General features: G+C 68.7%; 9 protein-coding genes and 6 pseudogenes. 6 read left to right on the top strand and 9 right to left on the bottom strand.

From position 1 onward, the window contains the following. Window positions 1-297: 297 nt before the first annotated feature. Window positions 298-2,299 (top strand): annotated as a pseudogene (locus tag ASC99_RS27500) (AAA family ATPase). A gap of 153 nt (window positions 2,300-2,452) precedes the next feature. On the opposite strand, the pseudogene ASC99_RS41240 reads toward ASC99_RS27500, so the two are convergent. Continuing rightward, window positions 2,453-2,551: pseudogene (locus ASC99_RS41240) on the bottom strand (DUF1772 domain-containing protein); the annotation flags it as partial. 107 nt (window positions 2,552-2,658) lie between these two features. Then, window positions 2,659-3,018 carry a hypothetical protein gene (locus tag ASC99_RS27495; protein ID WP_057236989.1) on the bottom strand — a complete coding sequence of 120 codons (360 nt, stop codon included), beginning with the start codon at window positions 3,016-3,018 and terminating at the stop codon, window positions 2,659-2,661. 199 nt (window positions 3,019-3,217) lie between these two features. Here ASC99_RS27495 and ASC99_RS27490 point away from each other — a divergent pair, with 199 nt between their 5' ends. The 3 genes and pseudogenes from ASC99_RS27490 (at window position 3,218) to ASC99_RS38970 (ending at window position 4,333) form a co-directional block, all read left to right on the top strand. Then, window positions 3,218-3,478, top strand: a complete 261-nt coding sequence (locus tag ASC99_RS27490) for a hypothetical protein (protein WP_063857212.1) — start codon at window positions 3,218-3,220, stop codon at window positions 3,476-3,478. Between the two features lie 334 nt (window positions 3,479-3,812). Then, on the top strand, window positions 3,813-4,109 hold the full coding sequence (locus ASC99_RS27485) for a hypothetical protein (protein WP_157531785.1): 297 nt from the start codon (window positions 3,813-3,815) through the stop codon (window positions 4,107-4,109). Between the two features lie 132 nt (window positions 4,110-4,241). Further along, window positions 4,242-4,333 (top strand): annotated as a pseudogene (locus ASC99_RS38970). A 57-nt stretch (window positions 4,334-4,390) separates the two neighbouring features. On the opposite strand, the pseudogene ASC99_RS41235 reads toward ASC99_RS38970, so the two are convergent. Continuing rightward, window positions 4,391-4,718: pseudogene (locus ASC99_RS41235) on the bottom strand (ISL3 family transposase); the annotation flags it as partial. A 427-nt stretch (window positions 4,719-5,145) separates the two neighbouring features. Between ASC99_RS41235 and ASC99_RS41230 the strand changes: the two are divergent. Beyond that, window positions 5,146-5,358 carry a hypothetical protein gene (locus ASC99_RS41230; protein ID WP_235502785.1) on the top strand — a complete coding sequence of 71 codons (213 nt, stop codon included), beginning with the start codon at window positions 5,146-5,148 and terminating at the stop codon, window positions 5,356-5,358. A gap of 184 nt (window positions 5,359-5,542) precedes the next feature. On the opposite strand, the gene ASC99_RS27475 is transcribed toward ASC99_RS41230, so the two are convergent. Further along, window positions 5,543-6,406 carry a hypothetical protein gene (locus ASC99_RS27475; RefSeq protein WP_157531784.1) on the bottom strand — a complete coding sequence of 288 codons (864 nt, stop codon included), beginning with the start codon at window positions 6,404-6,406 and terminating at the stop codon, window positions 5,543-5,545. 219 nt (window positions 6,407-6,625) lie between these two features. Here ASC99_RS27475 and ASC99_RS27470 point away from each other — a divergent pair, with 219 nt between their 5' ends. Then, complete coding sequence (locus tag ASC99_RS27470; RefSeq protein WP_063857209.1) at window positions 6,626-6,910, top strand: hypothetical protein; 285 nt, start codon at window positions 6,626-6,628, stop codon at window positions 6,908-6,910. 371 nt (window positions 6,911-7,281) lie between these two features. On the opposite strand, the gene ASC99_RS27465 is transcribed toward ASC99_RS27470, so the two are convergent. From ASC99_RS27465 to ASC99_RS27445, 5 genes and pseudogenes are all read right to left on the bottom strand, one after another. Continuing rightward, window positions 7,282-7,545 carry a hypothetical protein gene (locus ASC99_RS27465; protein ID WP_057236980.1) on the bottom strand — a complete coding sequence of 88 codons (264 nt, stop codon included), beginning with the start codon at window positions 7,543-7,545 and terminating at the stop codon, window positions 7,282-7,284. Continuing rightward, window positions 7,542-7,796, bottom strand: a complete 255-nt coding sequence (locus ASC99_RS27460; protein ID WP_057236978.1) for a hypothetical protein — start codon at window positions 7,794-7,796, stop codon at window positions 7,542-7,544. The genes ASC99_RS27465 and ASC99_RS27460 overlap by 4 nt, the downstream gene beginning before the upstream one ends. 177 nt (window positions 7,797-7,973) lie before the next feature. Continuing rightward, on the bottom strand, window positions 7,974-8,225 hold the full coding sequence (locus ASC99_RS38965; RefSeq protein ID WP_157531783.1) for a hypothetical protein: 252 nt from the start codon (window positions 8,223-8,225) through the stop codon (window positions 7,974-7,976). 165 nt (window positions 8,226-8,390) lie between these two features. Continuing rightward, window positions 8,391-8,678 (bottom strand): annotated as a pseudogene (locus tag ASC99_RS27450) (transposase); the annotation flags it as partial. Window positions 8,679-9,083: 405 nt separating this feature from the next. After that, a pseudogene (locus ASC99_RS27445) lies at window positions 9,084-9,341 on the bottom strand (GH25 family lysozyme); the annotation flags it as partial. Window positions 9,342-9,350: the final 9 nt, after the last annotated feature.

The following is a 9,350-nucleotide window of genomic DNA, read 5'->3' as shown; positions in this document are numbered from 1 at the left end:
CACGGCTCAACGACCCCGCCAGCCACGGGACACGGCAGATCTCAAACACGGTCTGAGGGTGGGCTTGCTCGTAAGGCAGGTGGGCTTGGGAATGCAATGGACGATAGACGGATGGCGGAATGTGTGCCCTGTGGTCGGTCGCCATTCATTCGGTCGCAGGGACATGGATTCACCAAGTAAGTCAAGACTTACCTTTGGGGAACTTTGACCGTAGGGTGTGGCTCGAATCGAAGGAGCCCCCTGTTGTCGAAAACGAATGATCCCGCTGTGCGTGCGGTTGAATCCGAGCGGGATTATGTGTCCTCCTTGCACGAGTTCCTCGCCGAGCGGATTTCCGAGGCGCGAGTGCACCGGGCGAGTGTGCTGAAGGCCCCGGCGGACAGTGCCGGTGAGGCATACGAGAGAGAAATCGCCGCCGAGCGTCTGGCCAAGGAAATCGGTCGGCTGGAGGGCGCCGAAAAGGGGCTGGTCTTCGGGCGCATCGACTGGACGGACGGCACGGCCCTGCGCATCGGGCGGATCGGACTGTACAGGGAGGAGGACGACCTGCCGCTGCTCGTGGACTGGCGCGCCAACGCGGCGCGGCCCTTCTACGAGGCGACACCGGTCCACCCGATGGACCTGCGGCGGCGCCGGCACCTGCGCATCGAGGAGCGCACGGTCGTCTCGGTGAGCGACGAACTGCTGGACGGGACCGCCCCGACCGACGAGGACGTCGTGGGGGACGGCCCGTTGACCGAGGCCCTGTCGGCACGGCGTACGGGAAGGATGCACGCGGCCGTCGCGACGCTGCAGGCCGAGCAGGACGAGATCGTCCGCTCCGCCCACCGCGGGGTGACCGTGGTGCAGGGCGGGCCCGGCACCGGTAAGACGGTGGTCGCCCTGCACCGGGCGGCCTATGTCCTGTACGCGTTTCCGCGCGCCGCGGAGGAGGGTGTCCTGGTGGTCGGGCCGAACGCCCGGTTCCTCGACTACATCTCCCAGGTCCTTCCCTCGCTCGGGGAGAACGACGTCGTCCTGGCGACCTGCCGGGAACTGGCCGGAGTGTCCACGGACACGGTGGACCGGTTCGATGCGGCGCGTCTCAAGGGCAGCTCCGACCTCGCCGAGGCCTTGGCCGGCCTGCTGCGCGAACACCAGGCCCCCGCCGGTGACTTCACCGTGCGGGTCGGACAGGAACTGGTTCGCCTATCCGGCGAGGAGGTCGCCACGGCACGCGACGCCGCCGTGGCAGCCGTACCGGGACACAACGCCGCACGCCGGGTGTTCAAGGAGCTCCTGGTCGACGCCGTCACCGATGCGATGCAGCGAGACATGGGTGACGTCCTGGAGCAGATCGACGCCGATACCGAAGCGATGACGGGCTTGGACCTCGACCGGTTCACGGGAGCCGCCCAGCGCCGTGCCGAAGGTGTGGCCGACTCGGGTCCGGTCCACGAGCTGGACCTGGACGCCATCCGAGCCGATCTCCTCGACGACGCCGGTGTCGACCGAGCGGTCGAGGTGTTGTGGCCGCGGTTGGTCCCCGGTGACCTCGTGAAGGCGCTCCTGACGAACGCCGGCGCTCTCGCCGGGCGCCTGCCCCGCGCTGCGCGGTCAGGACGACCCGTGGACCGACGCCGATGTGCCGTTGCTGGACGAGGCGGCGAGCCTGGTCGACGGCCCGCCCGAGCGGACGTACGGGCACGTCGTCGTCGACGAGGCGCAGGAGCTGACCGCCATGCAGTGGCGGATGATCGTCCGCCGATGCCCGTCGCGGGCGATGACGCTGGTGGGTGACTTCGCCCAGGCAGGCCCAGTCGCGACAGCACGCGACTGGAAGGAAGCACTGAGCCCCCACGTCGGCCCGCGGTTCAAACTGCACAGCCTGACCGTCAGTTACCGCACCACGCAGGAGATCCTGGAGAGCGTCCGGGACCTGCTCACGCGGATCGCTCCGGACCAGAATCCCACACGGTCACTGCGGAGCGGTGAGCGCCCTCGCACCGTGACCGCACCTCCGGACGGGTCGGTGACCGCCGTCGTCCGGGAAGTCCGCGCTCAGAGCACCGCGCACCCGGGCGAGCTTCTGGGAGTGATCTGCGCCGACGGCAGGGTGAGCGAGCTGACGGCCCAGGGGATCGCCCATTACGCACGCGTCGTGCCGGCGTCCGAAGCACGCGGCCTGGAATTCGACGGGGTAGTCGTCATGAACCCCGAGGAAATCATCACGGCTCGCCCCGCTGGGGAGCGGGACTTGTACGTAGCCCTGACCCGGGCCACCAAGCGCCTGTGCACAGTCACCGTCCAGCCCGCCTGACGATCCGGCATTCGCGGAAGTCGCGATCCCTACGGAGGTAGATCCGTGAGAATCGTCGTCTGCCGGCCGCGGAGCAGGGGAGCGGACGCCGCCTGTGCGGTCTCGGAGCGCCGGCTCAGGCGGTGGCGGTGGCCAGCAGGGCGAAGGCGACGAGCGGTCCCAGAGGTCGTTCTGCTCCCTCCAGTCGGCAGGTCGGTTCTCGGGGGTCCACGTCTTACTCCGGTTGTTGATCGGGGTGAGCAGCAGGACCGCGGGCCGATGGTGTGGCGGCTGACCCGGGCGGGACGGCCTCCGGTCGTGTGAGGGCCGGCGGCCGACTCCGCGTGGTGGGCCGCCGGTCCCGTGGTCCGGTCGTCAGTTCAGTGGTCGGCGGGGAAGCGTGCGGTGACCGGGCCGTTCGGGGTCTCGCGGTGCAACCACACCGGCTGGCGGCCGAGTTCGGCGACGGCTGGTGTCACGTACAGGATGCCCGGCTGCTCACCCGGCTCTGCCGTGTCGTAGGCCGCTGCGAGGACCAGGCGGAGGACCTCGCACGCCATGCCGTCCGGATCGGCCGCGGCGGCGAGCGGGTCGAGCCGGGCGCCCAGGTCGATCAGGGCTTGCCGCAGCGTGCTGGTGATGCGGCTGACGGGTGCGCCGTCCAGGGCGGGGTGACCGCTGGTGTCCGGATGGGTCAGCAAGGTTGCGGTGGTCGGTGGCGACGAGGTCACGGTATCCATGCCCTGGACGCTAGGGGAGGGAGCCGACACCGGCGGGGCCGCTCCTCGACGATCACCCGATCGGGGCGCGTACGGTCGAGCGCGGCCCGGCGTCGGTGCGCGCCGTGTCGGTGAGGGGTGGCAGGCTTTCCGGTACAGGTCAAAGGATATGACGACGGTTCACCAACTGGACCGGGGGCCGAGGCGGGAGGGGAGGGGCATGGACGAGGACGAGTGCCTGCGCCGGTACGGGCTCCGCCCGGGCGGAGCGGACCTCGACGAGATCCGCCTCCTGCTGGCGGAGCGGACGGCGCGCGAGCGACGTAGCCAGGGCGAGGGCGACACCGAGGTGATGAAGCTCTGCGGCGGCCGCGGCGGAGGCCCTGGTGGGGCTGCGGAGGGGGAGTCGAGCGGTGAGTTCGAGGGCTTCTCGGTGGCGGGGCACTCCGCGTACTACGACGGGTACTACGGGGACTGCTGAGGACGGAGTGCCGGTCGGGCGGACGCGCTCCGGATCCCGCCGCCGCGACCGGCAAGTGGGTGCAGTGCGTGTACGCCGGGTGCGCCTGGCATGCTCGCGTCCGAAAAGACTGCAGGTCAAAGCCCTTCTCCAGAGCGGCTGTCAGGTCTAGCATTCCGGGCACGACAGGTCCGACCCGAGCCGTCAGGGCTGTCGAGCAGAGCGGCCGCGCTCATCTCGGCCGAGCCTCCCCGGCCGGGGCCCGGGGGAATCCTCCCCAGGTCTTGGCCCTCTGCGGTCGGCCCTGATCCGTGCACACCTCTCCCTAGACCCTGGCAGCGTGATGATGAAGGCGTTGGAAGCACCCCACCCGAAGATCGAGATCGTGCAGGTGGACAGCGCCGGGTCCGATCTGTTGGCAGTCGTCGTGCGATGCCTGGCGACCACTCAGGTGGGTGCGCGCTTCCGTTGCGTGGGCCGGCACGGTCGTCCGGTCGACCTTGCCCTGGCGGAGATCCGCCGCTCCCCGCAGGCGGTGGTGACCGAGGTGGACCCGCCGCACGGTGCCCACTTCGTGTTCACCGGTGCGGGTGCGGACGACCTCCAGTTCAAGGCCGGGGACGTCCTGCGGGGCATCAACCCGGGGGCCTGAACCCGTCCTGACGGGCCCTCGCATCGTTGCGGACCGCCCTTCCCCGGGTGTCAGCGGTGGGTCAGGTGGGTGCCAGGCCGTGCGGGCACAGTGGTTTCACGCCGAGGGGGGTACGCGCCACTGCCGAGGCTTGGAGAGGTGCCGGAGCGGCTGATCGGGTGCCAGGCCGGTGACGGTCGAGCAGGACCTCCGGGTCCGCACAGGTTCGAATCCTGCCCTCTCCGCCCTTAGCCGGGCCCGGGACTGACGGGACGGAAGTTCCGTTGACGTGATGGTTCGGCGGAGAGGCGGGCGCCCGCCCGATCTGCTAACTCCTTCACAATCACGCCGAGTTGGTCGGCCAGCCGTCGCGTGCGCCGTTGGTAGCGCTCGATCAGGCCGGGGACTTGCTCGCAAAAGGTCTGCCGCGGGCAGCCCAGACGCCACGACCCTGCGCCCGTCCACCGGCACATCCGCGATCACCCGCCCGTGAAAACCGTGGACCTGTCCCGTCAGCTGCCCGCATATCGGCCACGGCACCGGATCGTTCCGGGTCCGCTCCGACACCCTGATGAACTCGCGCTCATCCGTCACGCCAGCGATGACCAAGCCAGACAGCCCCGAAAACACCACATTCACAAGCTCGTTGACATCACGCATACCATGCCGACGACGACTGTCGCCCTTCGTTACCACCGATTACGAGACAGAGCCGTTCATTGGACGGACTCCGTACGCGCGGTGGAGATCCCGATGGGCGGGGTGAGCGCGCACCGGTCGGCGCTGGGGCGGTCGGCGCCGACCGGTGCGGGCCGGGTGGGTCAGCCCTTGGCGAGGGCTTGGACGCGGTCGTAGGCGCCGTTGAAGTAGTTCTGGTCGCCGGGCAGCACACCGGAGTCAGATCCGGCAGGACGATCTGCCGGATCTTGATGAGGCTGCTGCCGAAGTAGCCGCCCGGACGCCGGGATGGCGGGCTGTCGGCCTGGCGGTGGGTCAGGTGATGTGGCGCGATGAAGCAGCACCATGGCCTCAGCGACTAGAGACGGACAGGGCGTTGGTGAACGATCCCGACTCGGTTGGTGTGCTCGTCTCGGGCCCGGCGGAGGCTGAGCTGTCGGTGGTGCTGTTCCGTGGTGGCTGGGCCGATGTCGACTGCTTCGACGGCCTGGACGACGCCGGCGCCCTGCCGGCCTCGGATATCGCCTCAGCGCGGGAGTTCGCCGTCCGGCTTGACGGCTGGGTGGCCCACGTATTTGGTCAGCTTTCCTGATTTGGGTGAACTGAGCCTGTGAGGGGGTCTTGCTCGGCGCCTGTCGGCTGGAGCCGAAGAAGACCCGTCGCGATCCTCAACCGAAAACAGCCGAAATGGGAACCGATCCCAGGAGATCCACACCACCACGACATCCGCCTCAGCCAGAACACCGGGGTGCGTATCCGCAGTCCCTGGCTGAGCCTCAGCCCGAAGTTGTGCTCTGCTCGGTGGCTGTGGTGTACAGGCCCCGGCCGGTCCGCTGCGCACGACCGCTGCTGGCGAGGCGCTCCAGCTGGGTGCGGATCGCGTTGACGTTCGCGGCGATGGCCTCCAGCCCGAGCTCTTCGGTCACCTCACGGGCGCGCAGCGGCCCCGCCATCTTGGCCAGCACCGCCAGCACACTGTCCGCGTCGGCGACACTCCGCCGCCGGCCCGGGGACGGCGCGGCTGAGACATCGGCCGCCGCCCGCTTCCCGGCCGCGGATACCTTCTTCACCGTCTCCTTCGGCGGGGCGCCCTTCGTTGTCTTCTTGGCCACTGACTTCGTCGCAGTCTTCTTCGTCGCGGCCGTCTGCTGCTCCATCTGCGCAGCGATATCCGTGGAGGCCGGGCCGGTGTTCCTCGCCGCCACCGTCTTGCGGGCGGTCGTCTTCCTCGCGGTGGTCTTCCTCGCCGTGGTCGTGGCGGGCTTCTTCTTGGCGCTGGTCCTGCGCGCGGGTCGGGTGACAGCTGGCACCGGCTGAGCTTCGGCTTCGGCCGCGCCGGACTGCCCGACGCCTGACTCCTGCACCTCCACCGCCTCCTCCGAAGTGGGCAATTGGGCCGGGGCAGCCGACGCGTCCCGGTTGTCCAGGGGAGTGCCGGCCAGGGCCCGCAGGCCATCCAGGACGCCGGTCATGGCGTCAATCTGCGCGGTGACGGCGGCGAGTTCCTCCTCCAGCTCGCGGCGGCGCTCTTGTGTGGCGGGAAGCCGGGTTTCCAGCAGCGTGATGGTGGATTCCACCCCGCTGTCCGAACCGAAGGTGCCGCTGTCTCCCACAGTTACTCCCAAATCGTTGTCGATCACCGCTCGTTGCGGTGAATCTACGGGCCCCGCAGCCCGCCTGTACCCGGCTTTGCCGGAAACCTCCACCTATGAGTTGTGCGAGGCAGGCCAGGGTGACGCCCCAACAGCGATACCGAGATCAAAAGGTGGAGGCGGACACTGGGGTGGCTCCAGTACTGTGCGCAGTCGTCCCAGTCGGCTACCGCCGACCGCGTATTTCACTGTGAGCAGGAACGTTTCTTGAACATCGACTTCGGGCTCGACCCGGTCTTCTCGTGGTACATCATCCTGCTGGCCGTCAGCGGGGTGGTCATGGTTGCGATAGCTCTGCTGCCCGTGGGCGGCTTGACGAACGGCATGCGAGCCCTGAACGGCGTCCTCGGCGTCGGCTTCGCGGGATACGCGTACTACCTGTGCTTCGTCTTCGAGGGCGGCAGTTACGCGGTCTTCTTCTACGCGTTCATCCTGCCCGTGCTGATGACCGCACGGTTCGTCAAGTCGCTGTCGGAGGGTCGCCGGGCCTGACCTGCCGTCACCACGCGGCCCCTGTCATCGGCATTCAACGAGCTACCGGTGACAGGGGCTGCGATCCATCGCTTTCCTAGACCCCCTGCGAACCGCTCCCGTACTGGTCTGCGCGGCACTGGGCCCCGTCGACCGAGCCTCGAGGGTGCGAAATTCAGACGTGGAGCCGGGGGTTGGGGCCTGGCCGACGAGGTAGATCCGCTTGCGGAGTTGCAAGTACAACACCGGGCTGACCGACCCACAGGAGTTCCTGATCACCCCCGGCCGGGCCGATGGGAGCTGACAAGACAGCGGCTCGTCTCTCACCACGGCTGCGGAGGGGACAAGGCGGATCAGCTGTCCACCTGCCGCCAGCAGTACCACCCGTGCTGCTACAGGACAGTGAGGGTGATGACCCACAGGTGGGGGACGGGCGGGTCGGGCAGGATCACGTAGTGCGCGATCAGATCCGGCAGGACGATCTGCCGGATCGAGTCGTCCAAGTCTTCGCGGTCGCTGGCCGGCCACGACCAGGGGTCGGCCATCGCCAGCTCAAGAGCACCTTGGAGCTGCTTACACTGATCCTCGGTCAGGACCGTGCGGACCAGGGCGGTGGCTTCGCCGGAGAGCCGGGCCCGGTAGGGAAGATCGGTCACTGGCCGAAGACGTCCTCGAAGTCGTGGCCGTCGTCTTCGGGCCGCCCTTCCCGATCCCAGGTCTGGACAGCGGCGGCGGTCAGGGCGGCAGCCCGGGCAATCTGCTCCGCACGGCTGCCGTGCGCCGCGAGGTAGTCGGCCGTGACGACCCGGGCGAGATGGGTATCGAGGTCGACGCCCGCACGGGCGGCCTCGCCCCTCAGATGGTCGACCACTACGTCGTCGAGACGGGCCGTCAACTCAACAGTCATAGACCGATGGTACGGGCGCTGGGCCGGGTTCCGTAGACCACATCGACGTACTCATCGCCTGGAACGCGGAACGGGCCCCGCCTGCTGGTGTGGCCCGCTGCCGGGAAGCGGACTGCCGCCGCGGCGGCGGCTGTCGCAGCCCGGCCGGAAGCGAGGCCGGGCGGCAGGCAGCCCGGGCTACGGCCGGGGGTGGTGCTTGCGCACCGCGGCGAAGGTCTCCGGGTGGTAGAGCCCGGGAACGCCGTACGGCAGGAGCTCCGGGTCGAAGTCCACCGGCAGGCCAGCCACCACCCGGAGCTCGGCCGGCGCGGTCCGGCGCCACTTCGGCTCGTAGGTCTTCTCCAGGTGCACGTGCAGCATCCGCCTCGCCATCTCCCAGTGCCGGGCCTCCTCGAAGGTGAGGTCGTTGTCGAGCATCCAGATGGACAAGCGCCTCATCATGCGGGGCGCCATCAGGAACTGCCCGAGGGTGGGAAACGGGAACTTCGAACGCTTGCGCATCAACTCTTACAGCACAGGCAACTTGAACTCCGATACATGTCCCAACGACGCGGTGGGCATGCGAGTATTCCCAGCTCAGACGGCGTTTGAGATCTGCCGTGTCCCTGGGCTGGTGGCCTCGTCGACGCGGCGGTCGTTCACCCGCGGCGCGGTGGCCTCGACCGGGCCGGCGGCGGTGGTTACGGTCCGGGGCCGGTGGTGGCCGTTGCGGACTACCAGGCGGTGCCCCCGCTCGTCCGTCTCGGCCGCCAACTCGGCTATGTACTGGTTGACTTCCGCCTCAAGCGCGGCGGCCAGCATCCGCCGGGCCCCCTCGCGGACGATCTCGTCGATCAGGGAGCCGGACTCCGTCGAACCGTCGGCATTCACTACGCTGAGCATGGGCGTGCCTTCCCGACCGGCGCTGCGAACGCGGGCCTACTCGGTGACCGTCACAGGATCATTCGGGAAGGTACGCCCTCCGCGCGCCCTCCCGGAACCGATCCACAGGTCTTGAGCATTGCTCCCAACTCTGGCCCGCCGACTGGCGAGACCTCCTGCGGGCTCCTGTCGCGCCGACAGCCTGAAGAGCACGTCTATCCAACCAATTGACAAGGGTGCACCACCTTTAGCGGGAGACCTGTCATCCGAAGCCAGGCGGGCGGTTGGGCTCTGTGATGGACTGGGAGTACAGGGTAGGAGCCAGGTCGTCGGGCGCAGAAAGCCCTGACCGCGAGGGTGGCGGCCAGGGCGAACTGCGCGCCTGCGGGGCGCACCGTTGGTGGTCCCGCACTGCTTGATGGGGTGTCAGCCCTTGGCGAGGGCTTGGAGGCGGTCGTAGGCGCCGTTGAAGTAGTTCTGGTCGCCGAGGAGGGGGCCGGAGTCGGCGTACTGCCAGATGGTTTGGTACGACCAGCCCGCCGGGAGGGTACCGACGGTGGAGGCGTAGCGGGCGATCCAGAGGGGGTTGGTGGCGCCGAAGCCGGAGTTGTTGCCGGTGCAGGTGGTCCACCAGTTGGTGGTGGAGTGTACACCCTTATACCTCGTAGCTGACCTGCGAAAACGAGGAAAGGT

Origin of the sequence: Kitasatospora sp. Root107 (assembly GCF_001424875.1) — a bacterium.
In the GTDB taxonomy this organism is placed as follows: domain Bacteria; phylum Actinomycetota; class Actinomycetes; order Streptomycetales; family Streptomycetaceae; genus Kitasatospora.
Note: the sequence above shows the minus strand (reverse complement) of the source record. Positions and strands in the feature narration are given on the sequence as shown.